Annotated in this window: 15 protein-coding genes and 1 pseudogene; 6 read left to right on the top strand and 10 right to left on the bottom strand. The window is 63.4% G+C overall.

The features are described 5' to 3' along the window. The first annotated feature begins 513 nt into the window (after positions 1-513). The 3 genes and pseudogenes from ACGVWT_RS16370 to ACGVWT_RS16380 all read left to right on the top strand — a co-directional run bounded on the left by ACGVWT_RS16370 (position 514) and on the right by ACGVWT_RS16380 (position 3,460). A complete protein-coding gene (locus tag ACGVWT_RS16370; RefSeq protein ID WP_394427336.1) occupies positions 514-1,671 on the top strand; it encodes a DUF3182 family protein in 1,158 nt (385 codons plus the stop codon). Further along, positions 1,668-2,426 (top strand): S9 family peptidase, encoded by a 759-nt coding sequence (locus ACGVWT_RS16375; RefSeq protein ID WP_394427294.1) that lies wholly within the window; start codon positions 1,668-1,670, stop codon positions 2,424-2,426. The genes ACGVWT_RS16370 and ACGVWT_RS16375 overlap by 4 nt, the downstream gene beginning before the upstream one ends. A 157-nt stretch (positions 2,427-2,583) precedes the next feature. Beyond that, a pseudogene (locus ACGVWT_RS16380) lies at positions 2,584-3,460 on the top strand (SDR family oxidoreductase). Positions 3,461-3,734: 274 nt separating this feature from the next. Here the strand turns inward: ACGVWT_RS16380 and ACGVWT_RS16385 are convergent. Both ACGVWT_RS16385 and ACGVWT_RS16390 read right to left on the bottom strand, forming a co-directional pair. Next, entirely contained in the window at positions 3,735-4,103 is a 369-nt protein-coding gene (locus ACGVWT_RS16385) for a response regulator (RefSeq protein WP_394427297.1), read from the bottom strand. Further along, positions 4,096-6,075, bottom strand: a complete 1,980-nt coding sequence (locus ACGVWT_RS16390; RefSeq protein ID WP_394427300.1) for a PAS domain S-box protein — start codon at positions 6,073-6,075, stop codon at positions 4,096-4,098. Before ACGVWT_RS16390 ends, ACGVWT_RS16385 begins: the two co-directional genes overlap by 8 nt. Positions 6,076-6,548: 473 nt before the next feature. Between ACGVWT_RS16390 and ACGVWT_RS16395 the strand changes: the two genes are divergently transcribed. After that, positions 6,549-8,189, top strand: coding sequence for a histidine kinase famiy protein (locus ACGVWT_RS16395; protein ID WP_394427303.1), 1,641 nt, complete (start codon positions 6,549-6,551; stop codon positions 8,187-8,189). Positions 8,190-8,540: 351 nt separating this feature from the next. Here the strand turns inward: ACGVWT_RS16395 and ACGVWT_RS16400 are convergent, their stop codons facing one another. From ACGVWT_RS16400 to ACGVWT_RS16425, 6 genes are read right to left on the bottom strand one after another with little or no spacing between them, the layout of a single operon-like run. Further along, positions 8,541-11,762, bottom strand: coding sequence for an efflux RND transporter permease subunit (locus ACGVWT_RS16400; protein ID WP_394427306.1), 3,222 nt, complete (start codon positions 11,760-11,762; stop codon positions 8,541-8,543). Further along, entirely contained in the window at positions 11,759-12,919 is a 1,161-nt protein-coding gene (locus ACGVWT_RS16405) for an efflux RND transporter periplasmic adaptor subunit (RefSeq protein WP_394427309.1), read from the bottom strand. Before ACGVWT_RS16405 ends, ACGVWT_RS16400 begins: the two co-directional genes overlap by 4 nt. Then, positions 12,916-14,175, bottom strand: a complete 1,260-nt coding sequence (locus ACGVWT_RS16410) for a TolC family protein (protein WP_394427311.1) — start codon at positions 14,173-14,175, stop codon at positions 12,916-12,918. The genes ACGVWT_RS16405 and ACGVWT_RS16410 overlap by 4 nt, the downstream gene beginning before the upstream one ends. Positions 14,176-14,228: 53 nt before the next feature. Then, complete coding sequence (locus ACGVWT_RS16415) at positions 14,229-14,564, bottom strand: hypothetical protein (RefSeq protein WP_394427314.1); 336 nt, start codon at positions 14,562-14,564, stop codon at positions 14,229-14,231. 10 nt (positions 14,565-14,574) lie between these two features. Continuing rightward, the gene (locus ACGVWT_RS16420) at positions 14,575-14,925 is read right to left on the bottom strand and encodes a DUF3147 family protein (RefSeq protein WP_394427317.1); all 351 of its coding nucleotides are present in this window, start codon (positions 14,923-14,925) and stop codon (positions 14,575-14,577) included. Then, positions 14,925-15,122 carry a DUF1289 domain-containing protein gene (locus tag ACGVWT_RS16425; RefSeq protein WP_394427319.1) on the bottom strand — a complete coding sequence of 66 codons (198 nt, stop codon included), beginning with the start codon at positions 15,120-15,122 and terminating at the stop codon, positions 14,925-14,927. The genes ACGVWT_RS16420 and ACGVWT_RS16425 overlap by 1 nt, the downstream gene beginning before the upstream one ends. Before the next feature lie 95 nt (positions 15,123-15,217). Here ACGVWT_RS16425 and ACGVWT_RS16430 point away from each other — a divergent pair, with 95 nt between their 5' ends. Then, the gene (locus tag ACGVWT_RS16430; protein WP_394427322.1) at positions 15,218-15,493 is read left to right on the top strand and encodes a metal/formaldehyde-sensitive transcriptional repressor; all 276 of its coding nucleotides are present in this window, start codon (positions 15,218-15,220) and stop codon (positions 15,491-15,493) included. After that, positions 15,490-16,455: a CDF family Co(II)/Ni(II) efflux transporter DmeF gene (gene dmeF / locus ACGVWT_RS16435; RefSeq protein WP_394427325.1), complete on the top strand. Its 966-nt coding sequence runs from the start codon at positions 15,490-15,492 to the stop codon at positions 16,453-16,455. The genes ACGVWT_RS16430 and dmeF overlap by 4 nt, the downstream gene beginning before the upstream one ends. Before the next feature lie 19 nt (positions 16,456-16,474). Here the strand turns inward: dmeF and ACGVWT_RS16440 are convergent, their stop codons facing one another. Together ACGVWT_RS16440 and ACGVWT_RS16445 are read right to left on the bottom strand one after the other, a co-directional pair. Next, complete coding sequence (locus ACGVWT_RS16440; RefSeq protein WP_394427329.1) at positions 16,475-16,792, bottom strand: 2Fe-2S iron-sulfur cluster-binding protein; 318 nt, start codon at positions 16,790-16,792, stop codon at positions 16,475-16,477. Continuing rightward, the coding region (locus tag ACGVWT_RS16445) for an NAD(P)/FAD-dependent oxidoreductase (protein WP_394427332.1) at positions 16,785-17,674 on the bottom strand (890 nt) is incomplete at its 5' end. The genes ACGVWT_RS16445 and ACGVWT_RS16440, both read right to left, overlap by 8 nt.

Here is a 17,674-nt window from a genome sequence, read left to right on the forward strand (position 1 = left end):
TGCGTTAGCAAAACGCCCAGTTTGTCGTCGCAAGATCCCGGACTCAGGGTTCCTTGAGGAAGGGGATTTCGCTTTGTGGAAAAGAAGATCGCTCCATATGCGCGGGAATCAGGTCATATGATTTGGGTTTGATCCGGCCATTGATCCTGACGGCTCCAGTGTGCTCGCAGCCGACCACTCAGAACGAGCGCGGCGCTGCGCCCCGCTGCGTTGACCCAATTTGCGGACGCTTAGTGGCCCTCGATGCTTCCAAGCTTCCGACGTTCGTTCATCTGGCTAATGCGCTTCGTCGTTCTAATGCGCGCGCAGGCGGCATTTCTGTGATTATGAGCACGTCCAGCACCAATCCTCTTACTATGCTGCGGACCAAGGGGCGCCGGGACGCGCCAGCAAACGCGGGCTTTCCTGTATCGATTTGTTCCCCACGTAGGTTGGCGCACGAAATAGTTGATAGCCCCGTGAACTGGCGCGGAGATGGTCCGTTGAGGCCTTTCCTCTGACAAGGTGAACGGCATGCCCAGCGTTCCCGAGCTTCGCGATGTGGCGACGGCCATGTCCTGCGTCCCTATTGTGCTGCCATGGCAAACCAGCGGCGTCGCGGAGCTGATCGATCATGTCCGGCCGGCCGGCAACGTCCATGATCGGGCGTCTCGGGCGACGCTGCTCGCACGGATCGCGGCGATCCTTGATCAGCCCCTGCTCGACCCCATGGACGCCGAACAAGCTTCGCTCGCCGCTGTGTTGCTTGTGCCCGGCGAAGCGTTGGAGGCACGCGTCGCCAGCGCCGCCGGCATCGTCGATCGCCACGGCCTGTTGGGTGGCGTCGTCCCTGCATCGTTTGTCGCCACCAAGGCGATCTCCCACGGCCTGGTCAGCGACGGGGCGGCACGCCCTTCCCGTTGGTCGTTCGATATGGGTCGGCTGCTGGGAGACGCGGCACTGCCGGGCTACACCGCTTTCAGCCATGCCGACGCGGCGCTGGCCGGTCGCCTGTTGCTTGCCAGGGGTCCGGTGCGCATCAAGGATGTGTGCGGCAAAGCGGGACTCGGCCAGCAGGTTGTGCGCACTGCGGAACACCTGGACACCGCGCTCGCCAGCGAGAACGCCGCGGATCTCGCCGAATTCGGCATCGTGCTGGAAGAAAATTTGATCGATGTCGTCACCTACAGCGTCGGCGTGGTCCAACTCGGACATCAGAGCATCGGCTATTGGGGCACGCAGACGCTCACCACCGACCACAAGGGACGCGAGGTCTATGGCGGCACCGATCTCCACGTCGTGCGAGGCGGCTTTGCGGAGCTGGCAGCGCTCGATCTGCCCGATCGCCTTGCACAGGCGATCCGGTGCGCGGCGATCTTCGACGCGGCAGCCCATGCCGCCTATCCCGACATCCTCCTGACGCGGCGGAACTACGACGTCATCGAGGGCAGTGACGCAGCAGGGACCCGGCGGATCGGCGTACTGGAACAATCTTGGCGGGTGGGTGGCGCGAGCGGAGCGGAGGTCGCCGCATTCGAGGCTTTCGGCGCCGAGCCCGACACGATGCAGGTGCGCTGCTCCACGGTCGAGGTCTATGATATGGTCACTCCGCCCATCGGCGCGACGGTATATTATCGGGGCGTCGATCCGGTGGTCGGGGCGATGACCAAATATGCGATGAGATATGCATGAGCGAACCGGGTGCGATCGACAAGGGCGCGGTATCACTCAACGTGGACGACCAGACGCTCGTTGGCACGTTGCTGCGCCCCGAAGTGCCGGTGCCTGGTTTCCTCTTCATCCACGGCTGGGGAGGTGATCAGGACGAGGATCTGGGTCATGCCGAGGAATTGGCGCGGCTAGGCTGCGTCTGCTTCACCTTCGACCTGCGCGGCCATGCCGGCAGCGATGCCCGCCAGGATGAAGTGACGCGGCAGGACGGCCTTGATGACGTGACGGCGGCATACGATTATCTCGCCGCGCAACCGCTGGTCGATCGCAGCGCCATCGGCGTCGTCGGCACAAGCTATGGGGGATATCTGGCGATGCTGCTCACCGCGCGGCGGCCGGTGCGATGGCTCGCGATGCGCGTACCCGCGCTCTACCCGGACGATCAATGGGACACGCCCAAGGCCAAGCTCGACAAGGCGGTGGTACGCGCCTATCGCCAGCAGTCGCATGCGGGGGGCGCCGACCGTGCCCTGTCAGCCTGCGCCGCCTATCGCGGCGACGTGCTGATCGTCGAATCCGAGCGCGATGAGCAGATCCCACGTGAGGCCTTGCTCTCGATGCAGGCTGCGTTCCGGCAGACGAACTCGTTTAGCCACCGCATCATTCCGGGCGCGACGCATTCGATGCGCGATCCCAAACATCAACGGATCTATTCCGTATTGCTCACTAGCTGGATCGAGGACATGGTTCGCGCCAGCCGCTTCACCTATCGGTAGACCCAAAAGCGGCCGCTCGAGCAACTTTTCAACCACCCAAGATCGAACGTTCGTTCACCTTTGCTGTGTTGGCCCGGTGCAGGTGAGCGGCGTCCGCTGCTTCGGCACGTAACTGCTCATCGACCGTTTCCTGACTTCTCCATCATCAGGAACCGATATGACCGACGATTTACACATTCGCTATCCAACAAGCTTTCCCAACGAGCCGCAACAGCCGCGTCCGGGCCTCACGACACAGATGCGAACCAAGCCGAATCATGGCGAGGACAGCTATGTCGGTAAGGGACTGCTCAAGGATCGGGTTGCACTGATCACCGGCGGTGACTCAGGTATCGGGCGGGCAGTGGCGATCGCCTACGCTCGCGAAGGCGCAGACGTCGCTATATCCTACCTCCCCGACGAGCCAACAGATGCTGAGGAGACCCGGACCTGGGTCGAGAAAGCCGGACGGCGTTGTCTGTTGCTCCCGGGAGACATTCGTGACCGGGACCATTGCGCAAGTATTGTCGACCGCACGGTCACGGAGTTCGGCGGCATCGACGTCCTCGTCAACAATGCCGCGGCTCAGACCATGAACGAAGGGCTGGAAAGCATTGACGACGACGAGATGCAAGGCGCATTCGCCGCCAATGTCTTCGCCATGATCCGCCTCGCGAAGGCAGCCGCGCCGCACATGAAGCCGGGCTCTGCGATCATCAACACGACTAGCGAGCAGGCCAAGGTCGCGAGCAAGACCATGATCGTCTACGCCGCCACGAAAGGCGCAATATCGAGCCTTACGGTCGGACTATCCAACCTTCTTTCCAGTAACGGGATCCGCGTGAATGCGGTTGCGCCTGGCCCGATCTGGACCCCCCATACAGCCGATCGCCAAATCGCCGCAGGAACTCGAAACGCTCGGCCAAGACACGCCGACGGGGCGGGCTGGGCAGCCGGGAGAGCTTGCTCCCGCATATGTGCTGCTCGCGTCCCCTGAGGGTAGCTACATGTCTGGCAACGTCGTCGCCGTTACGGGCGGCGTACCAGTTTCCTAAACTTCAAAGCTCCACCTCAGCCGCTTCCGGCGCGATGGTGACTGAGGTCGACACCTGTTTGCCCCACAGCGATTTCGATTGACCCAATTGCGGTCATCCGACCCGCTCTTCCGGTCTGCCAGCTTCCGCCGTTCGTTCATCTGAACCTGGCAGCAAAACTGCGGCCCTCTCAGGATGAATGAAGACCGAAAATGGGGAAAGCGGACGCTTCGGCTTGGCTCGGTTGCGGCGAACCAACCGCTCCATTTGACCCCAGCCCGCCTCTCGCGTCCACCTAGTCGTGCATTACGCGCCCGATCGCCTGAGCCACCCGCTTCATGCTGATCGGCTTCTCGCATAGAATGACGTGGGCAAAGCGCGGCGGGATCGCCGAGGCGTCATAGCCTGTCGCAAACACGAACGGCAGGCCGCGCTCCATCATCTGCTCGGCAACATCGTACACCATCTCGCCGCCTAGATTTATGTCGAGGATGGCGCCGTCGACATGCTCCTCGTCGAGCAATGCTATTGCATCCGGCACCGTGCCGACAGGTCCGAGCACAGTCGCTCCGGCCAAGCCCAATTCAGTCGAGAGGTCGTCGGCAAGTATATACTCGTCCTCGACGACCAGCACGCGGCAGTTCTTGAGCGTTTTGTCAGGCATTGTCCGCTCCTCGCTCGGGCATGGTCGAGACGGGGATCGTGATGGTGCAATGGACCCCACGCGTGCCGATCTGGTAAGTCGTCTGCGCCCTGAGCTGATAGGGCAAAGCCTTCTCGATCAGCTCGCGCCCCTGTCCTCCGCCGCTCGGCTGCGATCCATTGGGCGGCATCTGGACGCCGCTCTCGCGCCAGTCAATGTGAAGCCGCGCTTTATCGACGCTGTCCTCGCGGCTAACGTGCCAGATAACGTCAAGCTGTCCTCCGGCTTGAGCCAGTGCGCCGTACTTGATGGCGTTGGTCGCCAGCTCGTGCAGTGCCATCGCCAGCGTCTGTACCATCGAGGATCGGAGCCGCACTCCCTTGGGCCCGTTCAGCCGCACCCGACCGTCTCCGCAGGCCAAGGCGTCCAGCTCGGTCTCGATCAGCTCGTCGAAGGTGACCCGGTCATGCTCATGCAGCCGCGATAAGAGCCCCTGAACGCGAACCAGTGCATTCAGACGGTCGCGAAACCTGTCGCGGAAGTCGTCAAGGCCGGCACTTGCCCGCACCGTCCTGTCCGCCAGCGAGCGCACCACTGCCAAGATGTTGCGCGTCCGGTGCTGAAGCTCGGCGACGAGCACCAGTTGGCGCTCAGATAGCACGCGCTGCTCAGCCTCGGCACGCGCGCGCTCGATAGCGGCCCAGGTGCGCTCCGCGACGTCGATCAGGAGCGATGTTTCGTTATCGGACCAGCTTCGAACGTCCGTGTCGCCAACGATCAGCGATGCGATCAGCCGGCCGTTCTTGACGAGTGGAGCGACCATCATCGAACGGAACCCTGAAGCTTCGAAGTTTCGACGGATGCGCTGGGGTAGCTTTTCGTAGCTGGCATAGTCGGGGACGTTCAGCACATCGCCTTCGGCCAAGAGCTGGAGGAACTCGGGTGCGTCGGACACGTCATGCGTGCCAGACAGCGACGGCAGACCCTCTCTCGCGCTGTCGCGAAGCACGAGGCCGATGCGTCGGTGAAATTCCCAATTGACGTAGTAGCACCAACCCGCACTCAATTCGCTGCGCAGCCGCCGGGTGGCTTCACCCTGCACGTCTCCGGGATCGGCCAACGGGCGAACCGCGTCAGAAAGCTGTAGCAGGAACGCCTGTCGCTCTTCATTTTCGCGCAGCGTTCGCTGGGCATTGAGCAGGTCTGTGACATCGAGGGAGCAGCCGACGAAGCGGTCCTCCGCTATGGGGCCGCCACTGCTGCGCAGCCAGCGCCATTGACCGTCTGCACGTAGGCACCGACATTCATGAACATAGGCGGTCCGCTGTCGGTATGCCTCGGAATAAGCATCCAGATAGCCTTGCGCGTCGTCGGGATGCACGAAATTGGTCCAACCCATCCGGACGATCTCGTCAGCGTTTACGCCAAAAAAATCGGTATAGTGCCGGTTGACTGATGTCGCCCCTTTCTGATCGGTTTCCCAGATCAGTACCGGAGCATTGTCCGCCATCGTGCGGAACCGCTCCTCGCTTTTCCGCAGCGCCTCCTCGACGCGTTTACGGGCATCGATGTCAAGGTTGACGCCTATCCAGCCCGCGATCTTGCCTCCCTCGTCACGCAACGGCACGGCGCGATCGTTGGTCCACCGCCAGCCGCCGCCGGGTGCGCTTACTCGAAACTCTGCGCTAGCCGACCGCTCCTCGGCCACGGCTTCCCGCCACTGCCGCTCGGCATAGGCACGATCGTCGGGGTGGACGGCGTTCAGCCACCCGTAGCCGAGCATCTCCTCTTCCGTCTGTCCAGTATAGGCGCGCCAGCTCGGACTATCGGTGGTGACAGCCCCGGCGGCGTCCGTTTCCCAGACTGCTTGAGCCAAGCCCTCGAGAAAGAGACGATTTCGCGTCTCGCTCTTGCGTAGCGCGACCTGGGTGGCTTCCAATTGGCGCCTTAGAAGAGCGATCTCATCGTCGTTGCCCATGACGAAGTTACGCATGCCAGCATCAAAGGAGCAACTGACCTAAGTCAGTGAGGCCCTGCTTATTGACGGACGGCATTTTTGCGATGGAAGCTGCTAATGCGCTGACTTTAGCGGTGCGAATGTCCGCTATTGGGCGAGAGCTGCCGCCCCTCCCCTTCGCCGCGATGACCCAGAAGCAGACGTTCAAACCCTCTCACCCGCTTGCCACTTCCGGACGCCCATTCATCTTCGCGACATGATCGCCTAGGTCATCCAGGTTGCAGATCATGATGGCCTCGGTCCCGTTCAAAGCAGGCTCTACAAGCCCGCTGGATTGGGTCCATCCGGTCGGATCTTAAATCTGTAAACGAAGCGGTAGACGGGCATCTACCGGAGTAACCAAGACAAGGTTCCTGTCCTATCATCGTGACGGGAACGTTCCTAATGTGTGGCAGTTTTACGAGGCGGCCGGCACTTCGGGGCATGCCTTCCTCCTGAGCCGGACCGACATGACCGACGAAACCTCCGAGACGCCACCCGGCGGCCCACCGCCCCATCTGTCTGGCGATGCGAACCACGACATGGGAGACGACAGCAACAGCATCTTCTTTGCCGCCGTGAAGACGACGCGCATGCCGATGATCGTCACGGATCCGAACCAGCCCGACAACCCGATCGTCTTTGCCAATCCCGCCTTCATCAACATGACCGGCTATGGCTGGGACGAGTTGGTCGGCATCAACTGCCGCTTGCTCCAAGGTCCGGATACCGACCGCGACACGGTTGCGGAGGTTCGCCGCGCCATCGAGCGGCGGCAGGAAATCTCCGTCGAGATCCTCAACTATAAGAAGAATGGTGCCGCCTTCTGGAATGCGCTGTTCATTTCGCCGGTTTTCGACGCTAACAATCGGCTGATCTATTTCTTTGCCTCACAGCTCGATGTCACGCGGCGACGCGATGCCGAGGAGGGCCTTCGCCAGGCGCAGAAGATGGAGGCGGTCGGCCAGCTGACAGGCGGCGTTGCGCACGACTTCAACAACCTGCTGACTGTGATCCAGGGCTTTGGCGATGTGCTACGCAATCAGATTGAGGGCGAGGGTGAGTTTGACCGAAAGCGTGCGGCTCGCTCGATCAATGCCGTCATGCAGGCCGCAGAGCGTGGAGCGACGCTGACCCAGCAGTTGCTGGCTTTCTCGAGACGTCAGAAGCTGCAAGGTCGTGTCGTCAACCTGGTCGACCTGATTGATGAGCTGCAGCCCCTCATCGAGCGTACGGCCGGCGGTGTCGTGAAGGTCGAGATCGAACATCAGGAAAAGACGTGCAATGCGCGTATCGACCCGACCCAGGCCGAGCTCGCAATCATCAACATCCTGCTGAATGGCCGCGACGCGATGCCGAATGGCGGCACTATCAAGATCCATGTGGGCAACCGACAGATCGAAGCCGGTGATCGCGACTTCAGCGAGCTTGCGCCCGGCGACTATGTCTCGGTTGCGATCACCGACGAGGGCACGGGCATGTCACCGGAGGTGTTGAAGCGGGTGACTGAGCCCTTCTTCACCACCAAGGATCAGGGCAAGGGGACCGGGCTTGGCCTCTCCATGGTCTATGGCTTCATGAAACAGTCCGGTGGCCTGCTCCAGCTTGTGTCCGAGGAAGGACAAGGCACCACCGTCTCCATGCTGTTCCCGTGTGCGAACGCCAAGGTGGATCCGACCGGTGCTCCGCTACCACGGTCCCTCGCCGACAAGCGTGGTAGTGAAACAGTGCTCGTCGTCGAGGATCAGGTCGATGTCGGCGACTATGCGGAGACCGTGTTGTCAGAGTTCGGCTACACTGTCCTGCGCGCTCAGGATGCCAATGAGGCGCTCGCGGTCCTCGATGGTGCCGAGCATGTCGATCTGCTGTTCAGCGACCTCATCATGCCAGGAGGCATGAACGGGGTCATGCTGGCGCGGGAGGTGAAACGCCGCAGGCCGCGTATGCGCGTGCTTTTGACGACTGGCTATGCAGAGTCCTCGATCGAGCGGGTAGATGCGCGCGGATCGGAGTTTGAGCTAATCCAGAAGCCTTACAAGCGGCGGGAACTCGCCACCAAAGTCCGCCAGGTCATTGAGGGGCCGACCGGCATCGGAACTCATGGGGGTTAATAAGACCCAATTGCGGTCATTCACCAGCATTTGTCCTTTTCCCAGAAGCGGACGCCTATTCATCCCGGCAGGTATGAACAAAGTGCAGATGGTGAGCCTGCATCGGATGGCCGGTCATTCCTAACACAGACGATCTGACGTGGACTTCTGACACCCATAACTTCGCGGAAACCGCGGGCTGCGCGCTGGTGTCACAACCGGACGTGGCTGTTGAAAATGTCGTCGGACGCTGACTTCCAGCCCGTAAGACAGAGAGAAGAGGATGAAGTGAGCTGCCGAGTAATTTTCGGTAGCGCGGGTCGCTGAGCGGGGTGCTGCCAATCGCCGGTTCGAGCGATTGGCAGCACTTATCTAGTCGAGGGCTGGTTCGACTGCCCTGCGCCGTCGTTGCAAGCGCGATGCCCATGCGGTGATCGCCGGCAACACCAGCAGCGTCAGCGCGGTCGACGTGACGAGCCCCCCGATGACGACCGTGGCGAGCGGACGCTGCACCTCGGCTCCCGTGCCGGTGGCAAGCGCCATCGGCACGAAGCCCAGCGATGCCACCAGCGCCGTCATCAGGACGGGACGAACCCGCTCCATCGCGCCGTCAGCGATGGCCCTGTCATCGTCCTCGCCCTCCTCGCGATGCTTGCGGATCGCGCCCATCATGACGAGGCCGTTGAGGACAGCGACGCCCGACAAGGCAATGAACCCGACCGCAGCGGTGATCGAGAAGGGAATACCGCGCAGCAAGAGCGCAAATACGCCGCCTGCCAGCGCCATCGGCACCGCCGAGAAGACGATGAGCGCCGGAACGAAGCCGCCGAGTGCCATGTAGAGCAGCGCGTAGATCGCAAGGAAGCAGATCGGCACCACCAACATCAGGCGCAGCCGCGCCGATTGCAGGCTCTCGAAGGTGCCGCCCCAGCCGGTATACATCCCGGCGGGAAGCTGCATTGCATCGATGCGGGCCTCGGCCTCCTTGACGAAGCCGCCAAGGTCGCGCCCGCGCACGTTGACCTGCACGGTCATCATGCGCTTGCCATTCTCGCGGCTGATCTGGTTCAACCCCTGTGTGTAGTTGAACCGTGCCACCTCGCGCAGTGGGATCGAGCGCGCGGTCTGGCCCTCAGCCGTCGGCAGCATGACCGGGATCGCTCCCAGCGTATCGATGTCGTCGCGCTGCGCGTCGGGCAGACGCACCACCACCGAGAAGCGTCGATCGCCCTCGAACAACAGCCCGGCTTCCCGGCCGCCAAGTGCGGCCGACACGGTGTTCGCTACCTCCTCGACCGAGAGACCGAGCCGTCCGACCGCCTGCCGGTCGATCTGCACGTCGAAGGTCGGCGCGCCGTCGGTCTGCTCGACGCTCACGTCCCCGGCGCCGGGGATCGTGCGGACCGCGTTCGCGATCTTCTGTGCCTGTGTGCTCATCGCGTCGAGGTCGTCGCCATAGAGCTTGATCGCCACGTCAGCGCGGACGCCGGCGATCAATTCGTTGAAGCGCATCTGGATCGGCTGCTGGATTTCGGTCCGGTTGCCGATGACGCTCTTCATCCGCTCCTCAATGCGAGCGAGGATGTCCTCCTTGCTCGTCACATCCGTAGGCCATTCGCTTTCTGGTTTAGGGATAACGTAGGTGTCGGACGCGTTGGGCGGCATCGGGTCGGTACCGAGGTCGGCATTGCCGTTCTTGGAGAAGACCAGCGCCACCTCGGGCAGCGTCTTCAACGCATCCTCGATCCGCATCTGCATCTGCGTCGACTGGTCGATCGAGGCCGAAGGCACGCGGAAGTTGGTGACGGTGATGTCCTTCTCGTCAAGCTGCGGCATGAACTCCTCGCCGAGGAAGCCGAAGGCGAACACCGCCGCGACGAACACGCCGGCGCCGCCCGCGATGAAGGGCAGCGGACGGGCGATCGCCTTCGCTAGGAGCGGCGCATAGCGCTCCTTGAACCAGCGGATCGGCTTCACCTCCGTCTCGCTGACCCGCCCCTTGATGAGGATCGCGATCATCGCCGGCACGAAGGTCAGCGACAGGACGAAGGCACAGGCCAGCGCGATCATCAGCGTCGTCGCCATCGGCGAGAACGTCTTGCCTTCAACGCCTTGGAAGGTGAGCAGCGGCACGAAGACGAGGAAGATGATGAGCTGCCCGAAAACGGTTGGCCGGATCATCTCCTTCGCCGATACGGCGGTCGTTTCCAGTCGCTCTTCCAGCGTCAGCAGGCGGTTCTCGGCGTGCTGACGCTCGGCGAGGTGGCGCAGCGCATTCTCGACGATGATGACCGCCCCGTCGACGATCAGGCCGAAGTCGAGCGCGCCGAGACTCATCAGATTGCCCGATACGCCCAACGCATTCATGCCCGATGCCGTCATCAGCATCGTGATCGGGATGACCGCGGCGGTGATGAGCGCGGCGCGAACGTTGCCGAGCAACAGGAAGAGGACGACGATGACGAGCAAGGCGCCCTCGACCAGATTTTTTTCGACGGTGGCGATCGTCGCGTTGACGAGCTTCGAGCGGTTATAGACGGCTTCTGCGAACACGTCGGGCGGCAGCGTCCGGTTGATCTGCTCCAGCTTCTCTCCGACCGCGGTCGCAACGATGCGGCTGTTCTCGCCGACCAGCATCAGCACGGTCGAGATGACCGCCTCCGACCCCATGCGGCTGCCCGAACCCGTGCGAACCGCACCGCCGATCGTCACCTGCCCCACGTCCTTCACCCGCACGGGCACGCCGTTGCGCGTGGCGACGACCGCCTCTTGAATATCCTCGATCGACTTCAGGCGCGCGTCGGCACGGACAAGGAAGCTTTCGCCCGCGCGGCGCACATAGTTCGAGCCTGCCGAGACGTTCGCTCGCTCCATCGCATCGGCCAGTTCGGTGATCGAGATACCGTAGGACGCAAGCGCATTGAGGTTGGGCTCGATCAGGTACTGCTTGACGTAACCGCCGTTGGAATCGACGCCTGCGACGCCCTTCACGTTGCGCATCTGCGGCCGGATGATCCAGTCCTGCACCGTGCGCAAATAGGCGGCCTTCGCGAGTTCGGTGGTCAGCCGCTCGCCCTCCGGCGTCAGATAGCTGCCGTCCGACTGCCAGCCCGGTTTGCCGTCGATCGCTTTAACGCCCTTGCCGTCGGGATGACGGAAGGCGATCGAATAGAAGAAGATTTCGCCCAGCCCGGTGCTGAGCGGTGCGAGGTTGGGCTGGACGCCGGCGGGCAGGCTGTCCTTGGCCTGGGCGAGCCGTTCAGTGACCTGCGCCCTCGCGAAATAGATGCTGGTCGCGTCGGTGAAGACCGCCGTCACCTGGCTGAAGCCGTTGCGTGAGAAGGAGCGCGTCATCTCCAGCCCGGGAATGCCGGCCAGTGCCGTCTCAACGGGAAACGTCACCTGTTTTTCGACGTCGACCGGGCCGAGCGAGGGGACGAAGGTGCTGATCTGCACCTGACGGTTGGTGACGTCCGGCACCGCGTCGATCGGCAGCCTGGTGATCTGCCATGCGCCGAACGCGACGACGACGACGGTCAGGAATGCGACCAGCCATCGCAGGCGGACCGATGTCGCTAGGATGCGCTCGATCATTCCTCGCCTCCCACGTTCTTTTCGAGTTCGGCCTTGATGAGGAAGGCGTTGGTCGTGGCGATCTGCGTGCCGGCACTGATCCCCTCGGCAACCGCGACCATACCGCCCGAGCGGTTGGCGATGCGGATAGGCTGCGCCCTGAAACCCTGCGGCGTCCGGACGAAGACCACCGTCCGATCGCCCAGCGTCTGCACCGCATCCTGCGGAACCGTGACGTCGCCCCTGGTCGCACCGCCGCTGGCAAGGATGCGCGCCTGCACGAGCTGTCCGGGCGCGAGCGTGCTGGTGCCGGCAGTCGGCGTCACCACGATCGTCGCCGTGCGGGATTGCGGATCGACGACGCCGGTCGCCGCGCGGACGCGGCCTTCGACACTGCGGCCGTCGCTGGTGGTCAATTGAACCCAATCGCCGGTGCGAACCCGCATCGCGTCGGACGGAGGCACGTTGGCGGTAATCTGTAGGCGACGTGGATCGGCGACCCGGAATAGCTCGGTTTCCGCCGCGACATACTGGCCAAGGTTGGCCGCGGCCGTGGTCACGCGGCCGGCGATCGGACTGACGATCGCCACGGAGCGGCCATCACTGGTAACGCGTGCGGCTCCAGCTGCGGCGCTGGCACGGCGCGCGTCGGCCTGAGCCACCGCGAGGCTGGCCTGTGCGGACTCATAGTCGGCACGCGGGCTGACGCCTTGCGCGAGCAGCGTGCGTTCGCGGGCGAGCTGGCGCTGGGCGAGCGTCACGCGCGCGGATGCCGACGCCCGGTCCGCGACGATCTGCGAGGCATCACGGCTCTCGACCAGTGCCAGCGTCTGGCCGACCCGGACGGGATCACCGATCCGCGAATAGATGCGGGTCACGGTCCCAGGTGCGCGGGCAGTCAGCACCGCTTCCGCGTCGGGCGTGGCCTCGACCGTGGCAGAAGCGACGACCGCTGCATCAAGCTCGCCTGACGCAGCGGGGGTCACCGTGATCTGCGACGTCGCAATAGCTTGCGGCGTAATGACCAGCCTGCCGTTCGGCGCTGCCGGCGATGCGGCTTCCGTCGGCGCCGGTGCAGGCATGGATGACTGGGTAAGGCGGGCGACGCCGAAACCCAGCGCGGCAGCCGCGACCAGCCCGATGGCAGCTCCGGCGTAAAGGCGATTTTTTCCGGTCATTGGACCGCTTCTCCGGTGATGCTGAGGCCCGACAGGCGGGCAAGGTTGGCGCGCGCGTCGAGACGGGCGATATCGGCGTCGAGGATGACGGCTCTGGCGGCGCCGAGATTGTGACGGGCGGCAAGCAACTCGATCAGTGGTGCCTTGCCAGCCTCATAGGCGATGCGTGCAAGGCGGTATGCCTCCTCGGCAGTCCGCATGTTTCGCTGCGCGGCGGCCGTCCGTCTGTCGGCTGCCTGCACCAGCGTAAGCGCAGCGCGCACGCCGGTTTCTGCTTCGAGCCGGGCTGCGGCTGCACGCGCTTCAGTACCCTGAAGATCGGCGCTCGCAGCAGCGATATTGCCGCGGTTGCGATCGAAGAACGGCAGCGGCACCGTCACACCGGCGACAACCGCCGGACCACTCGCGACGCGAAGCTGGCGGACGCCGAGCTGCGCCGTGACGTTGGGGACGGCCAATCGCTGCTGAACAGTAACGGCACGCGCTGCCGCCTCACGTTCCGCCTCGGCGACCTTCACCGTCGTGGCCTGCAGCGGATCGACCGGTCCGCTCGGCGGCCGGGCGTTCATCCGATCGAGGAGGGATTCGCCAAGTCCGGTAAACGGTGTCGACGAACCTGCCAGCGCCGAAAGCCGGGCAAGCGCCGCAGTCTTTTGCGCATGGGCAACTTCCAGGTCGGCCTCCAGCGTGCCGAGTTCGGTCTCCGCCTGGAGCTGGCGCAGCCGCGCTTCCTTGCCGGCACCGACGAGGGCGCGCGCGACCTTCAGATCGGCCGTGGCTTCCTCCACCTCATCCTCGGCAAGCGCGATCCGGCGGTCTGCGACCTCAGCACCCGCATAAGCGCGCGCCAATTCGGTGGCGAAGAGCAGCCGCCCATCCCGGTTCCGCGCTTGTGCCGCAGCGATGCCGGCCTCCCCGGCCGCAATCCGCGCGGACCGCTTGCCACCCAGTTCGATTGGCTGATCGATCTGAAAGGTAGTCTGCTGCTGATTACGTGCGTTGTTCTGCAAATCACCGGCGAAGTTTTCAGCGTATACGTTGATGAAAGGGTTTGGCCGCGCGCGCGCCTGCTCGGCAAGCCCTTGGGCGCGGGCGACATCCGCGTCGAGGGCGGTCAAGCGAGGTGCGCTTTGGGCCTGGCGCAAAAGCTGGGCGAAGGGCGGCGCGTTCTGTGCGCCTGCCGTGCCAACGGAGCATAGCACCGCCAGCATACCGGCCAGCGCAACCTCACGCTGCCGGCGAATAGTGCCGTTCATAATCTTCTTCCTGCACGGGTGAACCTGTCGGCGCGATCAGCGCCAGCACTGGCTCAGCGCCGTGGAGGTCGAAGCAATTCGGAAGGATCGATACCGCCGCGCAGGGAAGCGATGCCGATTGCCCACCCCCGATCTGCCACGAGGATCGCCCGGGGAGAATAGAAAGCCTCAGCGACGGCTATCCAGTGACCTGTCGCGTGCGCCAGTACATGGATCGGTGCGTCGGGATCGGCTTTCTCAGGGGCGTCGTGGCTATGCCTGATCGATACCGCATGTATCGGATCATCGTCGTGGACGACTGCTCCGTGCCACCCCGACAAGCCGATCAGCCCAAGCATGGCGGCCAAAGCCAGCACGGCGCCGAGCAGTGAACGACCGGAATGATGCACCAACCTCATCTCAGAGGCGAAGCCCGAACCGCGGGGCCAGCAGGGTCATCGCCGAGTAGAGCACGATCGTCAGGATGCACCCAAGGGTCAGCGCCAGCCAGAACGGCAACCCGGACCGCAGCAAGGCAGGAATGAGGAGGAACATTGGCAGAGACGGAAGGACGTACCAGAAGGTTGCCCCGGCATGCGCTGCCATATTCTCGGCGTCGGGCTTGTCGCGCCACAGCCAGATCATGCCGAGCACCGAGACAAGGGGCAGCGACGCGATCAATGCGCCAAAGCCAGGAAACCGCTTGGCCATTTCGGATGCGACCGCAATCAGGATCCCGGAGATGAGCGCCTTGAGGGCGAGGTAGAGCATTAGCGTGAACCTTCCTTGGCAGGGCGGGCGGCGAGCTTCGTCAGGCGAAGCGGCAGTTCGCGCATCACCCGTCGCGCGTCTCCGGGCCGCAGGTTGCGCCAGCGTCTGACCTCTTCACGGGAACGCCCGCAACCCTGACACCAACCGGTGCGGGCATCGAAACCGCAAAGTTCGACACAAGGCGAGCGCATCAACATCAATCCCGTTGCATAGGCTACCCCCCTACTCTATGTCTTCAGCGGATGCTAGTTCAAAGCCGTGGCCGTAAGACACGACCGAGCGAGGAGAGATAATGGCGCATATCAACGACAACCGAGATGCGCTGCTCGCCCGCGTGAAGCGGATCACCGGGCAGATGAATGCCGTCGAACGAAAGCTGGAAGCGGAAGCCGATTGCGCGGAGATCCTCCATCTGGTCGCTGCGGTACGGGGTGCGGTCAACGGGCTGCTCGACGAGATCATCGTCGAACATCTTCAGGCACACGTCGCCGACGACGCCCTGTCCAAAGAGGAACGGCGCAAAGGTGCCGACGACCTCATGACCGTCATCCGGAGGTACACCAAATGAGCGCTTCGGCGTCGGCTCTCGACGACACGGACCATCTCCGGCACCACCATGTCTTCCTTGGTGCAGCGCACGATGCAAACGCGCGTCGGACCAGGTGGGTCGTCCTGCTAACGGCGGCGATGATGGTCGGGGAGATTGCCGCGGGGTATCTCACTGGTTCGATGGCGTTGCTTGCCGATGGTTTCCATATGGCAACACATGCCGGCGCGCTCGGTGTCGCCGCGGCTGCCTATGCCTATGCGAAGCGTCATGCGCATAGCAGCACCTACAGTTTCGGAACCGGCAAGGTCGGCGACCTCGCAGGCTTCGCATCTGCAATGGTTCTCGGCCTTGTCGCGCTGGGGATCGGCGTCGAGTCAATCTTGCGCCTTTTCCAACCGATCCAGGTAGCGTTCGGCGAGGCGACCTGGATCGCAGCAGTCGGCTTGCTGGTGAACATCGCCTCTGCCTTCCTCCTGTCGGGCGGGCATGGGCATGGGCACGATCATGGCCATCACCACGGCCCTCATCACGCCCACGATCATCATTCCCATGCTCATGCCCATGGCGGCGACAACAACATGCGCTCTGCCTATGTTCATGTTCTCGCCGATGCGCTGACGTCCGTGTTGGCGATCGCGGCACTGCTCGCCGGTCGCTATCTTGGCTGGGTGTGGATGGACCCGGTAATGGGTATCGTCGGCGGGATCGTGATCGCACGCTGGTCGTGGTCACTGATGCGCGATACCGCGAGCGTTCTGCTCGACCAGACCGACGACCATGTCGCTCAGGAGGTTCGGGAGCTCGTCGAGATCGGCGACGCGAAGATCATCGACCTGCACGTCTGGCGGGTCGGACCCGAAGCGCGATCCGCCATCGTCGGTGTCGCCGCGACGGGCAACATCGATACGAGCGAAATCCGGCGTCGGCTGCGGCCTGTGCACGAACTGGAACATCTGACCGTTGAGGTAACGTCCCTCTGACCAACGGCTTGGCCAGAACTCAGTCCTCGCTTGCGATGCGGATATTCAAGCCGTCGAGCCGCGCCGTCATCGCGATCTGGCACGACAATCGGGACGTCGCGTCCCGTGTCGGCGAAGCATCGAGAAGCTCGTCCTCGTCGCGGCCGACGGGGGGCAGCATTGCCAGATAGTCCGCCGCGACATGCACATGGCAGGTGGCGCAGGAGCAACATCCGCCACACAGCGCCAGCAGTTCGTCGATGCCGGCGTCGCGGATGATTTCCATGACGGAAAGACCGGTCTCGGCCGGGATATGCTCGACCGTGCCGTCACGGCGCTCAACGGTGATTTCAGGCATGATGTGTATCCGGTTTTGGATTTGCAAGTTCGGACAGTGCGGCATCGAGGTCCGCTAGCCTGGCTGGATCGATGCGCATGCGACGCGCGACGAGATGGCGGCCCTGGACAAAATCTCGAGTGGCGTTGACGCAGTCGAGGGCGATGACCCGCCCGCGATCGAGATAGACGACCGAGAAGCTGCGCATCGCAATATTGCCGCGCACGACGATGGCGTCGAAACCGACCGACAGTCCGATTGTCTGCAGCTTCAGGTCATATTGGTTCGACCAGAACCACGGCGGCGCGGGTGCGAGCAGCGGAAGGCCCATGATCGATCGGGCAGCAGCGCCTGCCTGGTCATGCGCGTTCTGAACTGATTCGATCCGCAATCGGCGGCCATCGGCGAACGCGGTGCGCTGCGCTGCGAGGTCACCTATGGCATAGACATGGGGCAATGAGGTCCGGCAGGACGCATCGACGTGAATACCGTTCTCGCCGTCGGCCCCAGCGTCACGCAGGAGTTCGGCACAGGGAACGATGCCGATGCCGACGACGACGATGTCGCACGGCAGCATCGAACCATCGCCGAGGCGCACGCCACAAACCCGCCCTGCACTGCCCTCAATGCAATCGACTACCGCGCCCAAGCGAACGTCCACACCGTGCCGACGATGCTCCGCTTCGAAGAAGGTCGACAGTTCGGGCCCTGCGACCCGGGCGAGCAGCCGATGCTGGGCTTCGAGTAGCGTGACCGCGTGCCCCGCCTTCGTCAGTGTGCTGATTCCGAGGGAAGCCGCCCCCTCATTCCGAAATGATGCCGCCCCCCTGTTCCGAGAATTACTCGCCCCCTGATTCCGAGATGATGTCGCCCCCTTTGCGGGGATGACGATGAAGGTCCGCT

The sequence above is a fragment of the Sphingomonas sp. S6 genome, from assembly GCF_043498045.1.
Taxonomy (GTDB): Bacteria; Pseudomonadota; Alphaproteobacteria; order Sphingomonadales; family Sphingomonadaceae; genus Sphingomonas.

Excerpts from the sequence above, each read along its gene's own strand:
- ACGVWT_RS16440 (WP_394427329.1), bottom strand. The coding sequence starts at position 16,792 with ATGCCTGAAATCACCGTTGAGCGCCGTGACGGCACGGTCGAGCATATC.
- ACGVWT_RS16410 (WP_394427311.1), bottom strand. The coding sequence starts at position 14,175 with ATGAACGGCACTATTCGCCGGCAGCGTGAGGTTGCGCTGGCCGGTATG.
- ACGVWT_RS16405 (WP_394427309.1), bottom strand. The coding sequence starts at position 12,919 with ATGACCGGAAAAAATCGCCTTTACGCCGGAGCTGCCATCGGGCTGGTC.
- ACGVWT_RS16390 (WP_394427300.1), bottom strand. The coding sequence starts at position 6,075 with ATGCGTAACTTCGTCATGGGCAACGACGATGAGATCGCTCTTCTAAGG.
- ACGVWT_RS16430 (WP_394427322.1), top strand. The coding sequence starts at position 15,218 with ATGGCGCATATCAACGACAACCGAGATGCGCTGCTCGCCCGCGTGAAG.
- ACGVWT_RS16395 (WP_394427303.1), top strand. The coding sequence starts at position 6,549 with ATGACCGACGAAACCTCCGAGACGCCACCCGGCGGCCCACCGCCCCAT.
- ACGVWT_RS16425 (WP_394427319.1), bottom strand. The coding sequence starts at position 15,122 with ATGTTGATGCGCTCGCCTTGTGTCGAACTTTGCGGTTTCGATGCCCGC.
- dmeF (WP_394427325.1), top strand. The coding sequence starts at position 15,490 with ATGAGCGCTTCGGCGTCGGCTCTCGACGACACGGACCATCTCCGGCAC.
- ACGVWT_RS16370 (WP_394427336.1), top strand. The coding sequence starts at position 514 with ATGCCCAGCGTTCCCGAGCTTCGCGATGTGGCGACGGCCATGTCCTGC.
- ACGVWT_RS16385 (WP_394427297.1), bottom strand. The coding sequence starts at position 4,103 with ATGCCTGACAAAACGCTCAAGAACTGCCGCGTGCTGGTCGTCGAGGAC.
- ACGVWT_RS16420 (WP_394427317.1), bottom strand. The coding sequence starts at position 14,925 with ATGCTCTACCTCGCCCTCAAGGCGCTCATCTCCGGGATCCTGATTGCG.
- ACGVWT_RS16400 (WP_394427306.1), bottom strand. The coding sequence starts at position 11,762 with ATGATCGAGCGCATCCTAGCGACATCGGTCCGCCTGCGATGGCTGGTC.
- ACGVWT_RS16375 (WP_394427294.1), top strand. The coding sequence starts at position 1,668 with ATGAGCGAACCGGGTGCGATCGACAAGGGCGCGGTATCACTCAACGTG.